Here is an 18,227-nt window from a genome sequence, read left to right on the forward strand (position 1 = left end):
GGGGTCTCAGTCCACCGTCACGTAGTCGGGACCGGAGTAACGGCCGGTACTCAGCTTCTGGCGCTGCATCAGCAGGTCGTTGAGCAGGCTGGAGGCGCCGAAGCGGAACCAGTGGTTGCTCAGCCAGTCCTCGCCCGCGGTCTCGTTGACCAGGACCAGGAACTTGATCGCGTCCTTGGTGGTGCGGATGCCGCCGGCCGGCTTCACGCCGATCTGGATCCCGGTCTGCGCGCGGAAGTCGCGTACGGCTTCGAGCATGAGCAGCGTGTTGGCCGGGGTGGCGTTGACCCCCACCTTGCCGGTCGACGTCTTGATGAAGTCGGCGCCCGCGAGCATGCCGATCCAGGAGGCGCGGCGGATGTTGTCGTACGTCGACAGCTCGCCGGTCTCGAAGATGACCTTGAGGCGGGCCGCGGTGCCGTCGGGGCGGACGCAGGCCTCCTTCACGGCCTTGATCAGCTCGTACGTGTCCAGGTAGCGGCCGGCGAGGAAGGCGCCACGGTCGATGACCATGTCGATCTCGTCGGCGCCGGCGGCGACGGCGTCGGCCGTGTCCGCGAGCTTGACGGGCAGGGCCGCACGGCCGGCCGGGAAGGCGGTGGCGACGGAGGCGACCTTGACGTCGGCTCCGTTCAGGGCCGCCTTCGCGGTGGCCACCATGTCGGGGTAGACGCAGACGGCGGCCGTCATCGGGGCCGTGCGGTCGGTCGGATCGGGGTGGACGGCCTTGGCGGAGAGCGCCCGGACCTTGCCCGGGGTGTCCGCGCCTTCCAGCGTCGTCAGGTCGATCATCGAGATGGCCAGGTCGATGGCGTACGCCTTGGCCGTCGTCTTGATCGAACGGGTGCCGAGGGAGGCCGCGCGGGCCTCCAGGCCGACAGCGTCGACGCCGGGCAGCCCGTGCAGGAAGCGGCGCAGCGCACTGTCGGACGTCGTCACGTCAGCGAATGCGGTGAGGGTGGTGGGCATGGTCACCACATGAGCATATCTACGCGCGTAGCGGCCTGTCACCCCCTCCCCCGGATCCGCTGCGGAATCGACACCTCCGGCGGGCGGGGGCGCCGGCGGGGACGGGCCGACGACGACCTCGTGTACGCCGGTCCCGCGGGCCGGGACGCCGTGGGGCAGAATCGACCGCATGAGCAGCCAGCAGCCACCCGTCGACGAGCCGGTCCACCACGACCGGGTCTACCGCTCCCACACGGCCGTCGTCACCGGAGTCCTGCTGCTCGCGCTGATCGCGTGGCTCTGCGGTGACGCCGTGGTCCGCGGTTCGGGCACCACCGCGTGGATCGCCCTCGCCGTCGCCCTGGGCGCCGTACCGCTCACCGTCGCGTTCACCATCCGCCCCGCGGTCTTCGCCGGCGCGGACCGGATGCGGGTGCGCAACCCGTTCCGGGTCGTGGAACTGCCCTGGGCGGCCGTGGACGCCGTGCGCGCCGGTTACTCGGCGGAGGTCCTGGCCGAGGGCTCGAAGTACCAGCTCTGGTCGGTCCCCGTCTCCCTGCGGGAGCGGAAGAAGGCGACCCGCCAGGGGCTCAGCCGCCGCGGCGGGCTCACCGGCACGGGCCTGGCCGCCCCGCAGGCGAAGCCCGGCGGGCCCGTCGCGCCGCCGCGGGCGAACGCCGACCGGGTCGTGGACGAGTTGCGGGAGCTGGCCGAGCGCGGCGCCTCGCGGCCGGGCGCCCAGGGCGGCGTGCGGGTGCGCTGGGCGTACGAGATCATCGTCCCCGCGGCGGTCGGCACGGTGCTGCTGATCGCGCTCCTCGCCACGGGCTGACCGGTCCCGCCGGACGTGCTCCCGACCACACCCGCGAGCAGGCGGAACCGGCGCTACCGGGCGGGCGTCCTCGCAGGTGTGCAGCGTCTTGAGGCCGGCCGCAGTGCCGACACCGCCATCCCCTTCCGTCTCCGTCTCCTGGCCGGGGCCCTGCTGGCCGCTCATCTCGTGGTCGTCGGCTGGCTGACCCTGATGCCGCTGGACGTGCCCTGGGCGGCCTCCGCCAATCTGAGCCCGCTGGAGGGCATCAGGGCGGACCTCGCCCTCGGGCCGCTGGAGGCCGCGCGGAGGATCGGCGAGGGCCTGGCGCTCCTGGCTCCGCTCGGGGTGCTGCTGCCGTTGGTGAGCGGGCGGCTCGCGCCGTCGCCGCTGTCGGCCTGGTCCTCGTTGGCCCGGACCGCCGCCGCGGGCGCGCTGGTCTCGCTCAGCATCGAGATGCTCCAGACGTCCGTCCCGGGCCGGGTGGTCGACGTGGACTCGGTGCTGCTGAACACCGTCGGGGTCCTGCTCGCACACGTGGCCGTCGTCCCGGCGCTGCGTGCGCGACTGCGGCGTTCACAGGCCGCTTATCAGGGCTCTACCCCGAAGATTTCCAGGGTCGGTCTCGGCCCCTGGACCGAGGTCCTGTCGGCGGTCCAACGGGATTATTGAGGCATCGCGGAAAAGCGATCCCGAAGAAGGAGAATCCCATGAGCGCCCTTGTCCGCCCCCGTGACGGTCGATGGATCGGCGGCGTCTGCGCCGGCCTGTCGCGGCGTTTCGGAATGTCCGCCGCGGTGTGGCGGACCATATTCGTCGTCTCGTGCGTGCTGCCCGGCCCGCAGTTCCTGATCTACCTGGCGCTGTGGCTGCTCCTGCCGAACGGGAAGCCCGCTTCCTCCACCGCCTGGTAGGTCAGCGCGCCCGCTCGACCTTCTCCAGCTGCTTGTCGGCCACTTCCTGCGGCACCCGCACCTGCCGTTCGGCCGACACCACGTCGAGGGCCATCAGCCGTACGACGGTGTCGCCCTCGCGGGCGACGACGAGGTGGACCTGCGCCGAAACGCCCTGGCCGGCGGCCGTCAGGTTCCAGCTCACGCTCTCGTCACCGGAGGTGCGGTACTGCGCGGCCCGCACCTCGCGGTAGCCGGCGGTCTGCTTCTCGACGGTGGCGGAGAAGCCCGTGGCGCAAGCCGCCACGGCCGCCTTGAGCCGGGCGATCAGCGCCTTCGCGTCGCTCTCGGCATACGAGCTGACCGAGGCGGAGACGGCGAGTCCGACCTGCTTACGGGACCCGACGCCGCGGTTGACGGTCTGCCGGGCGGCCGGGTCCGGCTTGTCGCCCATGACGTCGGCCAGCGGCTGGCAGGCCTTCTTGTCGGCCTGCGGCTGGCCGTCCGGGGCGTTGGGGTTCTTGCCCTGGGCGGAGATCTGGTAGTCCGCCAGGTCTCCCTGCTCCAGGGCGGAGCGCTCCAGCCTGCCGCCGCTCTTCGGCGTGGCCGGTGCGCCGGGGGCGGACGCCGCCGGGGCTCCGGGTGCGCCGGCGGTCCGGCCGGCGGAGTCCTTGGGGTCCGGTCCCGTGCCCGGCGGGGAGGAGTCGGGGCTGTCCGTACTGCCGCATCCCACCGCCGCGAGGAGCAAGGCGGGGACCAGCGCGACCAGCGTCGCTCGTGCCTTCATGCGCATGACCGAGACCTCATACCCCGTGCGTCGGCGGGCAGTTGGTGGTGATCGTGGCACGCGCGGCGGCGGGGCGCACACCTCCTCGAAGAGGCGTGCGCCCATCGAACGCGCGTACGCGTCGTGGCGGCGTCAGCCGCCGAGGGCCGGCAGCGGAGGCAGACCGCCGAGCAGGCCGGTGACCGGGGCGGCGGGGTCGGACGCACCCTCCTGGGCGGTCTGCGTCTGGTTCGTGAGGGAGCTGGTGGCGCTGGTGACGGAACCGAGAGCGTCCGTCAGGCTGGCGGCCGGGAGCGCCGAGGCGGAGGCGGTACCAGCAGCGCCCGCGGCGAGAGCGGCGCCGATGACAGCGACACCGAGGGTCTTGGCAGCTGACTGCTTCATGAGGAATCGTCCTTGCGACGGGGAATTGAGCGGCTCCGCAAACTAGTCACTTCAAACCCTCGCCCGCAAACATCCTTAAATATGAGAAAGCGCCCGGGAATTGCCCCTCCCGGGCGCTCTCAGTACGTCAAGCCGTGGCCTAGGCCGAGACGGAACCCCTGGTCGAGGCGGTCTGCTGGAACAGCCACTCCGACTTCAGCTCCGCATAACCGGGCTTGATGACCTCGTTGATCATCGCCAGTCGTTCATCGAAAGGAATGAACGCGGACTTCATCGCATTGACGGTGAACCACTGCATGTCGTCCAGCGAGTAGCCGAAGGTGTCGACCAGGTGCTCGAACTCGCGGCTCATGCTGGTGCCGCTCATCAGCCGGTTGTCGGTGTTGACCGTCAGCCTGAAGTGCAGTTTCCGCAGCAGGCCGATCGGGTGCTCGGCGTACGAGACGGCCGCGCCCGTCTGCAGGTTCGAGGTGGGGCACATCTCCAGGGGGATGCGCTTGTCCCGGACGTACGAGGCCAGGCGCCCCAGCGTCACGGAGCCGTCGGCGGCGATCTCGATGTCGTCGATGATCTTCACACCGTGGCCGAGGCGGTCGGCGCCGCACCACTGCAGGGCCTGCCAGATCGACGGCAGGCCGAAGGCCTCGCCCGCGTGGATGGTGAAGTGGTTGTTCTCGCGCTTGAGGTACTCGAAGGCGTCGAGGTGGCGGGTGGGAGGGAAGCCCGCCTCGGCGCCGGCGATGTCGAAGCCGACCACGCCGTTGTCGCGGTAGCGGTTGGCCAGCTCCGCGATCTCCAGGGCGCGCGCCGCGTGGCGCATCGCGGTGAGCAGGGCGCCGACGCGGATGCGGTGGCCGTTGGCCCTGGCGCGGCGCTCACCCTCACGGAAGCCGTCGTTCACGGCCTCGACGACCTCTTCGAGGGTCAGGCCGGCTTCCAGGTGCTGCTCGGGGGCGTAGCGGATCTCGGCGTACACGACGCCGTCCTCGGCCAGGTCCTCGGCGCACTCGGCGGCGACCCGGAAGAGGGCCGCCTTCGTCTGCATGACCGCGCAGGTGTGCGCGAAGGTCTCCAGGTACCGCGGGAGGGAACCGGAGTCGGCGGCTTCCCGGAACCAGACGCCGAGCTTGTCGGCGTCGGTCTCGGGGAGGTTCTCGTAGCCGGCCTCGCGGGCCAGCTCGATGATGGTCCCGGGGCGCAGTCCACCGTCGAGGTGATCGTGCAGGAGCACCTTCGGGGAGCGGCGGATCTGATCCGGGGTCGGCAGGTTGGGGGTCTCGCTCGTCATCTGCGCACTCTAGCTCCTACGCGCGTAGAGCGCCGCGCCGACGAGGGCACTCGATATGTAACAGTGACCGCGCGGACGGATGGCGTACACCTCGGCGTCTGAGACTGTTCCGCCATGGCACAGCATGCGCCCCCGGCGCGCGGTGTCCGTCTGGGGCGGGCGGTCGGCGCGAGCGGCTCGGGTTCTACGGTCAGTGGTGTGGTGCTCCTGCTTCCCGGGGCATCCAGATTCTCCCCCGGTCCGGTGCGTCCGCTCGCGCGGGCGCTCGGTCGGTCCGGCGGGGCGCAGGGGCTGGTCGCGCACACCGTGCTGCACGGCGTGGGGGCCGCGCGGGAGGAGCAGGCGCGGTGGGCCGCGGACGAGGCGGTGCGGCGCTACGGCGACGTGCCGGTCTGCCTGGCGGGCTACGACGCGGGCGGGCGGGCCGCGCTGCGGGCGGCGGGGCACGACGCCGTCAACTCGGTGCTGGCGCTGTCCCCTTGCCTGGGCGGCACGGACGGCGCGGGGTCCCCTGAACCGGTGAAGCAGCTGGCGGGGCGGCAGGTGCTGATCGTGCACGGCACCAACGACGCCCGCAGCGACCCGGAGGACTCGTTCCTGCTGGCGGCGCGGGCGAAGAAGGCGAATCGCTCCACGTGCCGCTTCGAGGTCCATTCCGACGGCCACGCGCTGTGGGAGCACCAGGCGGAAGTGGTGGCGCTGGCCGTGGACTTCGTCCTGGGCGCGGTGTTCTCCGGACGGTACTCCCGCCCGGTGACGGACGCCCTCGCGGCGCCGCCCCCGCTGGGCCTGCGGATGCCGCTGGCCTCCGGTTTCGGGCGGTCGCTGCGCGGGTGAGGGCCGCTCCCCGAGCCGTCGCGGCGTCCCGGCGTACAGTGAGATCAGGTACTCGGGTGCTTCTGCGCGGGAGGCGATGACGATGGCCGGCCTGATGTCCAGGAACTTCGACAAGGCGGACGAGACGCGGCCGTTCACGGACGGCATGGGCAGGCTCGACCTGGTGGCGACGGACGGCGGCCAGGTCGGCCGGGCCGTCTTCGAACCGGGCTGGAAGTGGTCGGAGCACGTCAAGCCGCTGGCCGGCACGGACAGCTGCCTCTCCGGCCACACCGGATACGTCGTGAGCGGCCGCATGAAGATCGTCATGGACGACGGGGAGTCCCTGGACATCGGCCCCGGCGACTTCATCCAGGTGGCGCCCGGGCACGACGCCTGGGTGCTGAGCGACGAACCCTGCGTCGTACTGGACTGGACCGGCTACGGGGACTACGCGAAGCCGGTCTCCGGCTGACGCGAGCGCCGCTCCGGCGCGCCCTGCCCGAGCAGAGCGGCGGCCCGGTCCAGGGCGCGGGTCAGGGCCCCCTCCGTCGGGGCGGTCGCGAGTACGTAGGCGTGGTGCCGCGTGCCCGTCGGCGCGCGCCGGACCGTGGCGTCCGGCGGGATCTGCAGCTGGACCCGGACCACCCCCGGTACGGCGCGCGCGGCGCGCAGACCCGGCCGGACCGCGTCAGGGCGCAGGCCCGGCGGGAAGTCGACGTAGCGCAGCCCCGCGTGGGCGGCGCGCGGAATGCGGAGCGGGTCGGGCAGGCCCAGCCCGGCGGCGAGGGCGAGGCCCAGGACGTCCGTGCCGTGGGCGAGCCGCAGCAGCCGGGTGAACTCCTCGCCGCCGGGGCGGGCGTGGGCCTCGACGAGGCGGGGGCCGTGCGCGGTGAGGATGACCTCGGTGTGGGACGGGCCGTCGCGGTGGCCGGTCAGGTCGAGGACGCCGAGCACGAGGGCCCGTACGGTCTCCGCGGTCGCGGGATCGAGGGTCGCGGGCAGCTCGTGGCCGGTGGCGGCGAGGCCGGCTCCCCCTCCGGTCAGCCGGCGGGCCCAGCCCAGGACGCGGTGGCGGCCGGCCCGGGAGAGGGCCTCGACGGCGAGTTCGGGGCCTTCGAGGTACTCCTCGACGACCAGGTCGGTGACCGCGGGGTAGTGGCGGGCGGCGGAGCGCGCCGCGGCCTCGTCGTGGACGAGGCGGACGCCCTCGCCGTCGGCGCCCGCGCGGGGTTTGACCACGCAGGGGTAGCCGATGAGGGTGGCGACGAAGGGGAGCGTGTCGGCGCGGCCGCAGCGGGCGAAGGAGACGGGCCGGCGCGGGTGCAGGGTGTTGGAGCGGGCCCGCAGGGCGGCCTTGTCCATCAGGGCGGTGAGGGCCGCGGTGGGGGTCCCGGGCAGTCCCAGGGCCTCGTTGGCGCGGGCGGCGGCCAGGGCCGCCGCGGCGTCGAAGCCGAAGACGGCGGCGCGGCCCTGGCGGACCGCGGCCAGCCGGCCGACCGTCCGCACGAGCCGCTGGTGGTCGCGCCAGTCCGTCCGTATCCGCCGCTCCGCCCCCTCACGGTCGGATGACACCGATGGATCCGGCGCGACCACCAGGGGTTGCGCACCCGCACGGCGGGCGGCCGCCACCACGGCGGGCCGCGGGCTCAGCAGGACAGCCACGGGGCCTCGCCCCGCGACGGATGTCCACTGCCGCATACCGCGTCCCCCCTCACGCCGTGCTGTCACTGTGCCGCGTCGGCATATGCCGAAAGCTTCCGGACAGGCATCGTCTTGTCGCCTTGCGGGAACCCGAGGGGTTTACAAACGGATACAGGCCGGGACGAATATGCATATGCCAGCTGAAGAAGCGGGAGAGCTGAGCCCTGCTGCCCGGCGCCTGTACGCGTACGCGGTCGAGCGGCACTCCTTCGACACGGTGGAGGCCACCGCCGCCCTGGGTGTGCGCGCGGCCGCCGCGATCACCGAGCTGGCCGCCGCGCATCTGCTCCAGCGGGCGCCCGGGGGCGGGCCGGATCGGTGGAGCGCGGTCGCGCCCCGGGCGGCGGCGGCCCGTGCGCTGGCTCCGCTGGCGCTGCTCGTGCGGGAGACGCACGACGAGATGGACCGGTTACGGGGGCGGCTGGAGGCACTGGTACCGGCGTACGAGGCCGGGTCCGCGCGCCGGGACCCGGGCGGTTCGGGGCACCTGGAGGTGGTCACGGACCTCGGCGCGGTACGGGGGCTGATCGCGGAGCTGGTCGCGGCGTGCGAGCGGGAGCTGCTGACCTCGCAACCGGGCGGGGGCCGGCCGCTGGAGACGCTGGAGGAGTCGATCGGGCGGGACGAGTCGCTGCTGGCGCGCGGGGTCCGGATGCGGACGATCTACCAGCACACGGCGCGGTACTCGCGGCCGACGGCGGCGTACGTCGAGCGGGTGACGGCGATGGGCGCGCAGGTCCGGACGCTCGGTGACGGGCTGATGCGGATGCTGGTCTTCGACGACCACACGGGGCTGATGGCGGTGCCCGGCCGCGGCGGCGCGGCGCTGGTGGTGCGCGAGCCGAACGTCGTGCACTTCATGACGGCGGCGTTCGAGCGGTCCTGGCTGGGGGCGGAGCCCTTCCCGACGACGGTGAGCCCGGAAGCCGCCCGCTCGATCTCGGACGAGTTGCGGCAGACGATCGTCCGGCTGCTGTCGGAGGGGCTGGAGGACAAGGTGATCGCGCGGCGGCTGGGGATGTCGGAGCGGACCTGCCAGCGGCACATCGCGGAGATCATGCGGGCGGTCGGCGCCAAGTCCCGGTTCCAGGCCGGGTACCTGCTCAGGCCTGCTGCCGTGGCTCCGGCGCCGGAGCCGGAGCCGGAGCCTGAGGGCTGAGCCGCCCGCACCCGACCCCGCACCGTCACGCCGGCGGAGCCGTATGGCGGGGCTGTATGCGGACGCCGGCGGGCCGGTGTCCTCAGGCGTCGGGGCCGGGTGGGATGAGGCGGCCGCGGCGGGAGAGCAGGAAGCGCTTGAACTCCGCCACCGGCGGGGTGTCGGGGTGGCCGTCGAGCCAGGCCAGGCCGATCTCGCGGACCGCGCGCGGGGCGGTGACGGTCAGCTCCACGACGCCGGGGCGCGGTACGGCCGGGGGTGGCAGGAGGGCGACGCCGAGACCGGCGGCGACCAGGCCGCGCAGGGTCTCGGCCTCCTCGCCCTCGAAGGCGACCCTGGGGGTGAAGCCGGCGTCCGCGCACAGGTCGTCGGTGATGCGGCGCAGGCCGTAGCCGGATTCGAGGGTGACGAAGGTTTCCTCGGCGGCCTCGGCGAGGCGGATGCGCTTGCGGGTGGCGAGGCGGTGGTCGTCGGGGACGACCAGGCGCAGCCGCTGTTCGTCGAGGCGGCGGACGACGAGGTCGGGGGCGTCGGGGAGCGGTGAGGTGAGGCAGAGGTCGAGCTCGCCGGCGCGCAGCCGCTCCAGCATGGCCTCGCCGTAGTTCTGGACGAGGGAGAAGCGCACCCGGGGGTGGTCGGCGCGGAAGGCCCGGATGAGGCCGGGCACGGTCTCGGGGCCGAGGGTGTGCAGGAATCCGAAGGCGACCTTGCCGAGGGCGGGGTCGGCGTCCTGCTGGACGGATTCTGCGGCGCGGGCGATCCCGTCGAGGGCCTGTTCGGCGGAGGCGAGGAAGGTGCGGCCGGCGGTGGTGAGGGCGACGGTGCGGCCCTTGCGGGCGAACAGCGTGACCCCCAGGTCGTGTTCGAGACGCACCATGGCCCGGGACAGGGTGGATTGCGGAACGCCCAGCTCGTGGGCGGCGCGGGTGACGTGCTCGTGCCGGGCGACCGCCGCGAAATAGGCGAGGCGCGGGGCCAGCAGACGTGTCACGGCCATGTCTTCTTCGTAACGGTTCATCGACATACGCCGCCCTGAGCTGTGGTGATGCGCGAGTGGATCGATTATCGCGATTCTGTGCATTGGACGCATCAAAAACACGGGCCTACGGTTTTCGTATGCCTCCCGCTCATACCGGGGCACCCGTCCTTACGGGTGCCTCCACCCCGTCGTCCCCGCCGCCGCAGTCCGCCGGCGAAGCCCTCTCCCCCGGCCGGCCCGGCTACCGCCGGATGAGCCTCGCGCTCTTCGCCGCCGGACTGGCGACCTTCGCCCTCCTCTACTCCACCCAGGCGCTGCTGCCCGCGATCTCCGAGGGGCTCGGAGTAACCGCGGGGCAGGCGAGTTGGACGGTGTCCGCGGCGACGGGCGCGCTCGCGCTGTTCGTCCTGCCGCTGAGCGCGCTGTCCGAGCGCTTCGGGCGGACCCGGATGATGACGTGGTCGATGGTGCTGGCCGTGGGCGTGGGCCTGCTGGTGCCGTTCGCGCCGAACGTGGAGTGGCTGATCGCGCTGCGCGCCGTCCAGGGCGCGGCGATCGCCGGCGTCCCGGCCTCGGCGATGGCGTACCTCGCGGAGGAGGTCAGGCCGCACGCCCTGGTCGGCGCGATCGGCCTGTTCGTGGCGGGGAACTCCCTCGGTGGCATGAGCGGCCGCATCGTCACCGGCTGGGCGGCCCAGGCGGGCGGCTGGCGGGTCGGGCTGGCCTCGGTCGCCCTGATGGCGCTCGCCTGCGCGGTGGCCTTCCTGGTGCTGCTCCCCCGGGCCCGGTTCTTCCGGCCCGCGTCGCTGAACCCCCGCGCGGTGGGCCGTACCGTCGCCGGCCATCTGCGCGATCCGCTGCTGCTGCGGCTGTACGGGATCGGCGCGCTGTTCATGACGGTCTTCGGGGCGGTGTACACCGTCATCGGCTACCGGCTGGTGGACGAGTTCTCCCTCGGGCAGGGCGTGGTCGGCTCGGTGTTCCTGGTGTACCTGGTCGGTACGGTCTCCTCGGCGGCCGCCGGCCGACTGGTGGCCCGCACGGGGCGGCGCGGCGCGCTGTACCTGGCCGTGACCACCACCGCGCTGGGGCTGCTGCTGTCGCTGTCGCAGTCCCTGGCCGCGGTCGTGGCGGGGCTGGTACTGATCACGGCGGGCTTCTTCGCGGGGCACGCGGTGGCCTCGGCGGCGGTGAGCCGGACGGCGCGCTCCGGCCGCGCGCAGGCGTCGGCGCTCTACCAGTCCGCCTACTACCTGGGCTCCAGCGCGGGCGGCACCCTGGGGGCGCTCGCCTACCACGATGCCGGGTGGGCGGCCACGGTGGGCATCGCGCTGCTGGCCGTGCTCGGCGTCGTGTCGATCACGCTGTACGGGTCGCACGCGGCCCGCGCCGAGCGGCGGACGATGGCTCCGGCGGTTGCCGCACGCTGACGGAAATCCACGCTTCCCTCGTGCACGTCGCGGGTACGGGCGCAAATCCGGTACGTGACGCTTGCGGCTGCGACTGTCGGTGCCCTCCGGTAGCGTCCGGGACATCGGGTTCTACCAGGGGGATCGGCGACATGACAGACCTCGCGACCGGCACCGGACTCGACGCGGCGATGGACCGGTACCGCGTCGAACTGACCGGCTACTGCTACCGGATGCTCGGCTCGTCCTTCGACGCCGAGGACGCGGTGCAGGACACCTACATCCGGGCCTGGCGCAGTCACGAGAAGTTCGAGGGCCGTTCCTCGCTGCGCTCCTGGCTGTACCGGATCGCGACCAACGTCTGCCTGGACCTGTTGAAGGCCGGGAACCGGCGGGCCCGCCCGATGGACCTCACGGCGCCGCAGCACCAGGCCTCCGCCGTGCTGAGCGAGCGGCCGGAGGTGACCTGGCTGGAGCCGGTCCCGGACGGCCGGGTGCTGCCGCGGACCGCCGACCCCGCGGAGGCGGCGCTGGCCAAGGAGTCCGTCCGGCTGGCTTTCGTCGCGGCCCTCCAGCACCTGCCGCCGAAGCAGCGGGCGGTGCTGATCCTGCGCGAGGTGCTGGCGTGGAAGGCCGACGAGGTCGCCCGGCTCCTGGACACGACGGTGGCCTCGGTCAACAGCGCGCTGCAGCGGGCGCGGGCCACGCTGGCCGGTCAGCGGCTGCGCGAGAGCGACCCGGCGGACCCGCTGGACGCGGACCAGGCCCGGCTGCTGGAGCAGTACCTCTCCGCCTTCGAGGCCTACGACATCACGCGGCTCACGACGCTGCTGCACGAGGACGCGGTGCTCTCGATGCCGCCGTACGACCTGTGGCTGCGGGGCCGGGAGGACATCGCGGCCTGGCACCTGAACCAGGGCGTCGGCTGCAAGGGCTCCCGGCTGGTGCCAACGACGGCGAACGGCCTGCCGGCCTTCGGGCAGTACCGGCCGCGCGAGGACGGCCGGCCCGGTCACACCCCGTGGGCACTCCAGGTGCTGGAGGTCTCGGGCGGCCGGATCGTCGGGCTCAACGCCTTCCTGGACACCGCCCGGTGGTTTCCGCTCTTCGGGCTCCCCGAGGAGCTCGACGAGTCCTACGAGGCCCAGTAGGCGCGGAGTGCGGGGCCGGCCCCGGTGACGGCGAGCTCTCCCCCGGGGCCGACGCGCCGGGGCGCCGGGGCCGGGGCCAAGGCGCCGGGGCCGGGACGCCGGGGAGCCCTCCCCCGGTCCGGCCGGGGAAGGGCTCCGTCAGCGCGGCGCGCGGTTACGCGATGCGGTCCAGCACGATCGGCGCGGCGGAGAACGCGGTGCCGGCCGGGGCGATGTCGTACGCGCCCTCCAGTGCGGCCAGCGCGTAGGCGAACTTCTCCGGAGTGTCGGTGTGCAGGGTCAGCAGGGCCTGTCCCGCGGTCACCGTGTCGCCCGGCTTGGCGTGCAGTTCGATGCCCGCGCCGGCCTGCACCGGGTCCTCCTTGCGGGCGCGGCCGGCGCCCAGGCGCCAGGCGCCGACGCCCACCGCGTACGCGTCGAGGCGGGTCAGGACGCCCGAGGCCGGGGCCGTCACCACGTGCTGCTCACGGGCCACGGGGAGCGCGGCGTCCGGGTCGCCGCCCTGCGCGGCGATCATCCGGCGCCAGTGGTCCATCGCGGAGCCGTCGGCCAGCGCCTTGGCCGGGTCGGCGTCCTTGATGCCCGCCGCGTCCAGCATCTCCCTGGCCAGCGCGATCGTCAGCTCCACCACGTCGGAGGGGCCGCCGCCCGCCAGGACCTCCACCGACTCGCGGACCTCCAGCGCGTTTCCGGCGGTCAGGCCCAGCGGCGTGGACATGTCCGTCAGGAGGGCCACGGTCTTGACGCCCGAGTCGGTGCCGAGGCCCACCATGGTGCGCGCCAGCTCGCGCGCGTCCTCGATGTTCTTCATGAAGGCACCGCTGCCGACCTTCACGTCCAGCACGAGGGAGCCCGTACCCTCGGCGATCTTCTTCGACATGATCGAGGAGGCGATCAGCGGGATGGCCTCGACGGTGCCGGTCACGTCGCGCAGGGCGTAGAGCTTCTTGTCCGCGGGGGCCAGGCCGTCGCCCGCCGCGCAGATGACCGCGCCGGTGGTGTTCAGGACGTGCAGCATCTCCTCGTTGGAGAGCAGCGCCCGCCAGCCCGGGATGGACTCCAGCTTGTCCAGGGTGCCGCCGGTGTGGCCGAGGCCGCGGCCGGAGAGCTGCGGCACGGCCGCGCCGCAGGCGGCGACGAGCGGGGCCAGCGGAAGGGTGATCTTGTCGCCGACGCCGCCGGTGGAGTGCTTGTCGGCGGTCGGACGGGAGAGGGAGTCGAAGTTCATGCGCTCGCCGGAGGCGATCATCGCGGCGGTCCAGCGGGCGATCTCGGTCCGGTTCATCCCGTTCAGCAGGATGGCCATCGCCAGCGCCGACATCTGCTCGTCGGCGACGACACCGCGCGTGTACGCGTCGATGACCCAGTCGATCTGCTCGGGGCTCAGCTCACCGCGGTCCCGCTTGGTCCGGATGACGGAGATGACGTCCATGAGGTGACTTCCTTCTACGCGCATAGAGAGAGGGGGTGGGGGAGGGGGGTGCGAAAGGGAGGGGAAGGACGACGGCCCTCCGCCCGGCGGGGGCGGAGGGCCGTCGGCACGGCTATCTCAGGTGGCCGGGCCCGAAGGCCTGCGGCAGCATCGCGCTCAGCGGAAGGATGCCCTCCGGCGTCTCCACCAGCAGCTCCGGCCCACCGAATTCGTACAGCAACTGGCGGCAGCGCCCGCAGGGGACCAGGCTCTCGCCCTTGCCGTCCACACACGTGAAGTGGGTGAGGCGCCCGCCGCCGGTGGCCTGCAGCGAGGAGACCAGCCCGCACTCGGCGCACAGGCCCAGTCCGTAGCTCGCGTTCTCGACGTTGCAGCCGGTCACGACACGGCCGTCGTCCACGAGGGCGGCGACCCCGACCGGGAAGCCCGAGTACGGCGCGTACGCGCGGGACATCGCGTCCCGGGCCGCCACCCGCAGGGCCTCCCAGTCGACAGCCGGGGCCGGGGCCGTCACTTGCCCTGGCCCTTGCGGTACGGCAGGCCGTCCGCCTTGGGCATCCGCAGGCGCTGCGCCGACAGCGCGAGCACCAGCAGGGTCGTCACGTACGGGGCCGCGTCGACGAACTGGCTCGGCACCTGGTCGGTCATGGCGTACCAGACGAACAGCACGGCGGCGAAGAAGGCGGCGACGGCCCCTTGGACGTACTTCTTCTTGTAGATCTGCCAGCCGGCGGCGAGCACCAGCAGGATCGCGATCAGCAGCAGCATCGCGTGGACGTTCTCGGCGCCACCGCGCAGCTTGAGGCTGTCGATGAAGCCGAACAGGCCGGCGCCGAGCGCCATGCCGCCGGGCATCCAGTTACCGAAGATCATCGCGGCGAGACCGATGTAGCCGCGGCCGCCGGTCTGGCCCTCCTGGTAGATCGGGCTGGCGACGATCGACAGGAACACGCCGCCGAGGCCGGCGAGGGCGCCCGAGACGATCACGGCGATGTACTTGTACTTGTAGACGTTGACGCCGAGGGACTCGGCGGCGACCGGGTTCTCACCGCAGGAGCGCAGCCGCAGGCCGAAGGTCGTGCGCCACAGGATCCACCAGGTGCCGGGGATCAGCAGCAGGGCCACGACGGTCAGCAGGGACAGCTCGGTGACCAGGCCGCCGATGACGCCGGCCAGGTCGGAGACGAAGAACCAGTGCTTGCCCTGGAGCTCGGTCATCCAGTCGGACAGGCCCGGGACGGTGATCTTGTAGATCGGCTCGACCTGCGGGGACTGCTTGGAGGAGCCGCCCGGCGCCTCGGCGAACGTGAAGTTCGACAGGTACTGGGTGAAGCCCAGGGCGAGGATGTTGATGGCCACACCGGAGACGATGTGGTTGACGTTGAAGGTGATCGTGATGATCGCGTGCAGCAGGCCGCCGACGGCGGCGCCGGCGATGCCGACGAGGACGCCGGTCCACGGACCCCACTGGTAGCCCGCCCAGGCACCGAACCAGGTGCCGAGGATCATCATGCCTTCGAGGCCGATGTTGACGACACCGGCGCGCTCCGACCACAGACCGCCGAGACCGGCGAGGCCGATCGGCACGGCGAGGGAGAGGGCGCCGGAGACCTGGCCGACCGAGGTCAGGTCGTCGGCACCGCTGATCACACGGACCAGCGAGACCAGCGCGAGGCCGCCCGCGATGATCAGCATGATCCAGGGCAGGGTGAGCTTCTTGCGGCCGCCGGACTTCTTCGGTGCGGCGGCCGTCGCGGAAACGGTGCTGGTGCTCACGCCGCGACCTCCTTGTCGGTCTTGATGGCGCCGCCGGCGGCGAGTTCCTCGCCGACCTTCTGCTGCTGGCGGCGGATCCCGTAGCGGCGGACGAGTTCGTACGAGACGACGACCGCGATCACGATCAGGCCCTTCATGATCGTGCCGATCTCCTTCGCGTACCCCTCGGTGTCGAGCGAGGCGGAGGCCTTGTCGATGAAGGCCATGAGGAACGCGGCGAGGAGGATGCCGACCGGGCTGTTGCGGCCGAGCAGCGCGATGGTGATGCCGGTGAAGCCGACGCCGACCGGGAAGGACAGGCTGTACGTGTGGCTCTCGCCCAGCAGCACGGGCATGCCCGCGAGACCGGCGACCGCGCCGGAGATGAGCATCGAGGTGATGATCATCTTCTTGGCGTCCACACCGGAGGCCTGCGCGGCGGACTCGCTGGCACCGGTGGCGCGCAGGTCGAAGCCGAAGCGGGTGCGGTTCAGGACGAACCAGTAGACGACGCCGAGCGCCAGCGAGACGAAGGTGAAGCCGTAGATCTCCAGGCCGTCGCCCAGCGCCAGGGCCGGGAACCAGCCGGACTCGGCGATGTCGCCGGTGGTCAGGGTGTTGGAGCCGGCCGGCTGGACACCGAGGTTCTTCGGCAGGATCATCCAGGCGATCAGGCTGGTCGCGATGGCGTTCAGCATGATCGTGGAGACGACCTCGCTGACACCGCGCTTGGCCTTCAGCACACCGGCGATACCGGCCCAGAACGCACCGACCAGCATCGCGACGAGCACGATCAGCAGGATGTGCAGCGGCCCCGGCAGGGTGACGGCCGCGCCGACCACCGCGGAGAGCATCGCCGCGAGGCGGTACTGGCCGTCGACGCCGATGTTGAAGAGGTTCATCCGGAAGCCGATGGCCACGGCCAGGGCTGCCAGGTAGTACGTGCCGGTCTGGTTCACGATGAGGACCTGGACGTCCTCGTAGCCGGCGTTCTCCACCATGATGCGCATCGGCTCGAACGGGTTCACACCCGTGGCCGCGAGCACGATCATGGTGAGTGCGAACGCGCTGACCAGCGCGAGCACGGGCCCGGCGATGCCGAGGAGCAGCCGGTCCTTGTCGAATGTCTTCATCGGGCCTCGTCCTCCGACGAATCGGTGACCGCGTGGGTACCGGCGGAGTGGTTGTCGGATGCTTCCAGGTGCCCCGAGGCGGCGCCCGTCATGGCGGTGCCGAGGTCCTCGGGGGTGACGGTAGCGGGGTCGGCGTCCGCCACCAGGCGGCCGCGGTAGATGACGCGCAGGGTGTCGGACAGGCCGATCAGCTCGTCCAGGTCGGCCGAGATCAGGAGCACGGCCAGACCCTCGCGGCGGGCCTCGCGGATCGCGTCCCAGATCTGCGACTGCGCGCCGACGTCCACACCGCGCGTGGGGTGGGCGGCGATGAGGAACTTCGGGTTGTGGCTCATCTCGCGGCCGACGATCAGCTTCTGCTGGTTGCCGCCGGAGAGCGAGGCCGCGGTGACCTCGATGCCGGGCGTGCGGACGTCGTACTCGCGCACGATCCGCTCGGTGTCCTTGCGGGCGGCCCGCGGGTCGAGGATGCCGCGCTTGGAGTTGGGCGCCTCGGTGACGTGGCCGAGGATGCGGTTCTCCCACAGCGGGGACTCCAGCAGCAGGCCGTGGCGGTGGCGGTCCTCGGGGATGTACCCGATGCCCCCCTCGCGGCGGCTGCGCGTGGGCGCGGTGGAGATGTCCGTGCCGTCCAGCGTGATGGTGCCGCCGTCCGGGATGCTCATGCCCATGAGGGCCTCGATGAGCTCGGTCTGGCCGTTGCCCTCGACGCCGGCGATGCCCAGCACCTCACCCTTGTGGATGGTGAAGTCGATGCCGGCCAGCACCTCGCGGACGACACCGTCCGGGTCGGTGGCGGCCAGGCGCAGGTCACGGACCTGGAGCATCGGGGTGGTCGTCACCGTGGACTCGCGGGTCTCGGGCGACGGGAGCTCGGAGCCGACCATCAGCTCGGCGAGCTGCTTGGTGGTGGCGGTCCTCGGGTCCGCGGTGCCGACGGTGGTGCCCCGGCGGATGACGGTGATGTCGTCCGCGACCTTCAGTACCTCGCCCAGCTTGTGCGAGATGAAGATGACGGTCAGGCCCTCGGCCTTGAGCTCGCGCAGGTTGTCGAAGAGCGCGTCCACCTCCTGCGGCACGAGCACGGCGGTCGGCTCGTCGAGGATGAGGATCTTCGCGCCCCGGTAGAGGACCTTGAGGATCTCCACGCGCTGCCGGTCGGCGACACCGAGGTCCTCGACCAGGGCGTCGGGACGCACGCCGAGGCCGTACGCGTCCGAGATCTCCCGGATCTTCTTGCGAGCCTTGGCGCCGATGCCGTGGATCTTCTCGCCGCCGAGAACGACGTTCTCCAGGACGGTGAGGTTGTCGGCGAGCATGAAGTGCTGGTGCACCATGCCGATGCCGCGGGCGATGGCGTCGCCGGGGCTGTGGAAGGCGACCTGCTCCCCGTCGATGGCGATGGTGCCCTCGTCCGGCTTCTGCATGCCGTAGAGGATCTTCATCAGGGTCGACTTGCCGGCGCCGTTCTCGCCGATCAGGGCATGGACGGTGCCCTTGCGGACACTGATCGCGATGTCCTTGTTGGCGACGACGCCGGGGAAGCGCTTGGTGATGCCGTGCAGTTCTACGGCGAGG

The 18,227-nt window shown here is 72.3% G+C and carries 19 protein-coding genes; 8 read left to right on the forward strand and 11 right to left on the reverse strand.

Going from position 1 to position 18,227, the window contains the following annotated elements; genetic code table 11:
* Nucleotides 1-6: 6 nt before the first annotated feature.
* Nucleotides 7-969 (reverse strand): deoxyribose-phosphate aldolase, encoded by a 963-nt coding sequence (deoC, locus tag ACWFQ8_RS02250; RefSeq protein WP_453784609.1) that lies wholly within the window; start codon nt 967-969, stop codon nt 7-9.
* Nucleotides 970-1,138: 169 nt separating this feature from the next.
* Between deoC and ACWFQ8_RS02255 the strand changes: the two genes are divergently transcribed.
* From ACWFQ8_RS02255 to ACWFQ8_RS02265, 3 genes are all read left to right on the forward strand, one after another.
* On the forward strand, nt 1,139-1,780 hold the full coding sequence (locus ACWFQ8_RS02255; protein ID WP_453784309.1) for a PH domain-containing protein: 642 nt from the start codon (nt 1,139-1,141) through the stop codon (nt 1,778-1,780).
* Between the two features lie 78 nt (nt 1,781-1,858).
* A complete protein-coding gene (locus tag ACWFQ8_RS02260) occupies nt 1,859-2,431 on the forward strand; it encodes a VanZ family protein (RefSeq protein WP_453784310.1) in 573 nt (190 codons plus the stop codon).
* Between the two features lie 38 nt (nt 2,432-2,469).
* Nucleotides 2,470-2,673, forward strand: a complete 204-nt coding sequence (locus ACWFQ8_RS02265; protein WP_453784311.1) for a PspC domain-containing protein — start codon at nt 2,470-2,472, stop codon at nt 2,671-2,673.
* 1 nt (nt 2,674) lies between these two features.
* Here the strand turns inward: ACWFQ8_RS02265 and ACWFQ8_RS02270 are convergent, their stop codons facing one another.
* The 3 genes from ACWFQ8_RS02270 to ACWFQ8_RS02280 form a co-directional block, all read right to left on the reverse strand.
* A complete protein-coding gene (locus ACWFQ8_RS02270) occupies nt 2,675-3,439 on the reverse strand; it encodes a hypothetical protein (protein ID WP_453784312.1) in 765 nt (254 codons plus the stop codon).
* Nucleotides 3,440-3,571: 132 nt separating this feature from the next.
* On the reverse strand, nt 3,572-3,823 hold the full coding sequence (locus tag ACWFQ8_RS02275) for a hypothetical protein (RefSeq protein ID WP_453784313.1): 252 nt from the start codon (nt 3,821-3,823) through the stop codon (nt 3,572-3,574).
* Between the two features lie 139 nt (nt 3,824-3,962).
* Nucleotides 3,963-5,111: an adenosine deaminase gene (locus tag ACWFQ8_RS02280; protein ID WP_453784314.1), complete on the reverse strand. Its 1,149-nt coding sequence runs from the start codon at nt 5,109-5,111 to the stop codon at nt 3,963-3,965.
* Nucleotides 5,112-5,225: 114 nt separating this feature from the next.
* On the opposite strand from ACWFQ8_RS02280, the gene ACWFQ8_RS02285 reads away from it, so the two are divergent.
* Complete coding sequence (locus tag ACWFQ8_RS02285; protein ID WP_453784315.1) at nt 5,226-5,948, forward strand: alpha/beta hydrolase; 723 nt, start codon at nt 5,226-5,228, stop codon at nt 5,946-5,948.
* Nucleotides 5,949-6,030: 82 nt separating this feature from the next.
* Nucleotides 6,031-6,402: a cupin domain-containing protein gene (locus ACWFQ8_RS02290; protein ID WP_453784610.1), complete on the forward strand. Its 372-nt coding sequence runs from the start codon at nt 6,031-6,033 to the stop codon at nt 6,400-6,402.
* On the opposite strand, the gene ACWFQ8_RS02295 is transcribed toward ACWFQ8_RS02290, so the two are convergent.
* A complete protein-coding gene (locus ACWFQ8_RS02295; protein WP_453784316.1) occupies nt 6,378-7,502 on the reverse strand; it encodes an ATP-grasp domain-containing protein in 1,125 nt (374 codons plus the stop codon). The two genes, ACWFQ8_RS02290 and ACWFQ8_RS02295, sit on opposite strands and share 25 nt — an antisense overlap.
* Before the next feature lie 262 nt (nt 7,503-7,764).
* Here ACWFQ8_RS02295 and ACWFQ8_RS02300 point away from each other — a divergent pair, with 262 nt between their 5' ends.
* Nucleotides 7,765-8,790, forward strand: a complete 1,026-nt coding sequence (locus ACWFQ8_RS02300; RefSeq protein ID WP_453784317.1) for a LuxR C-terminal-related transcriptional regulator — start codon at nt 7,765-7,767, stop codon at nt 8,788-8,790.
* Between the two features lie 82 nt (nt 8,791-8,872).
* On the opposite strand, the gene ACWFQ8_RS02305 is transcribed toward ACWFQ8_RS02300, so the two are convergent.
* Nucleotides 8,873-9,808: a LysR family transcriptional regulator gene (locus ACWFQ8_RS02305; protein WP_453784318.1), complete on the reverse strand. Its 936-nt coding sequence runs from the start codon at nt 9,806-9,808 to the stop codon at nt 8,873-8,875.
* A 98-nt stretch (nt 9,809-9,906) separates the two neighbouring features.
* Here ACWFQ8_RS02305 and ACWFQ8_RS02310 point away from each other — a divergent pair, with 98 nt between their 5' ends.
* Both ACWFQ8_RS02310 and ACWFQ8_RS02315 read left to right on the forward strand, forming a co-directional pair.
* Nucleotides 9,907-11,199: an MFS transporter gene (locus ACWFQ8_RS02310; protein ID WP_453784319.1), complete on the forward strand. Its 1,293-nt coding sequence runs from the start codon at nt 9,907-9,909 to the stop codon at nt 11,197-11,199.
* 131 nt (nt 11,200-11,330) lie between these two features.
* Nucleotides 11,331-12,329, forward strand: a complete 999-nt coding sequence (locus ACWFQ8_RS02315; RefSeq protein ID WP_453784320.1) for a sigma-70 family RNA polymerase sigma factor — start codon at nt 11,331-11,333, stop codon at nt 12,327-12,329.
* A 154-nt stretch (nt 12,330-12,483) separates the two neighbouring features.
* On the opposite strand, the gene ACWFQ8_RS02320 is transcribed toward ACWFQ8_RS02315, so the two are convergent.
* From ACWFQ8_RS02320 to ACWFQ8_RS02340, 5 genes are all read right to left on the reverse strand, one after another.
* Entirely contained in the window at nt 12,484-13,761 is a 1,278-nt protein-coding gene (locus ACWFQ8_RS02320; RefSeq protein ID WP_453784321.1) for a thymidine phosphorylase, read from the reverse strand.
* A gap of 112 nt (nt 13,762-13,873) precedes the next feature.
* On the reverse strand, nt 13,874-14,275 hold the full coding sequence (locus ACWFQ8_RS02325; protein WP_453784322.1) for a cytidine deaminase: 402 nt from the start codon (nt 14,273-14,275) through the stop codon (nt 13,874-13,876).
* Nucleotides 14,272-15,537 carry an ABC transporter permease gene (locus ACWFQ8_RS02330; RefSeq protein WP_453784323.1) on the reverse strand — a complete coding sequence of 422 codons (1,266 nt, stop codon included), beginning with the start codon at nt 15,535-15,537 and terminating at the stop codon, nt 14,272-14,274. Before ACWFQ8_RS02330 ends, ACWFQ8_RS02325 begins: the two co-directional genes overlap by 4 nt.
* A complete protein-coding gene (locus ACWFQ8_RS02335; protein ID WP_453784324.1) occupies nt 15,534-16,649 on the reverse strand; it encodes an ABC transporter permease in 1,116 nt (371 codons plus the stop codon). The genes ACWFQ8_RS02330 and ACWFQ8_RS02335 overlap by 4 nt, the downstream gene beginning before the upstream one ends.
* Nucleotides 16,646-18,214, reverse strand: a complete 1,569-nt coding sequence (locus ACWFQ8_RS02340; protein ID WP_453784611.1) for an ABC transporter ATP-binding protein — start codon at nt 18,212-18,214, stop codon at nt 16,646-16,648. The genes ACWFQ8_RS02335 and ACWFQ8_RS02340 overlap by 4 nt, the downstream gene beginning before the upstream one ends.
* Nucleotides 18,215-18,227 lie beyond the last annotated feature (13 nt).

The organism is Streptomyces sp. NPDC055254 (assembly GCF_053606025.1).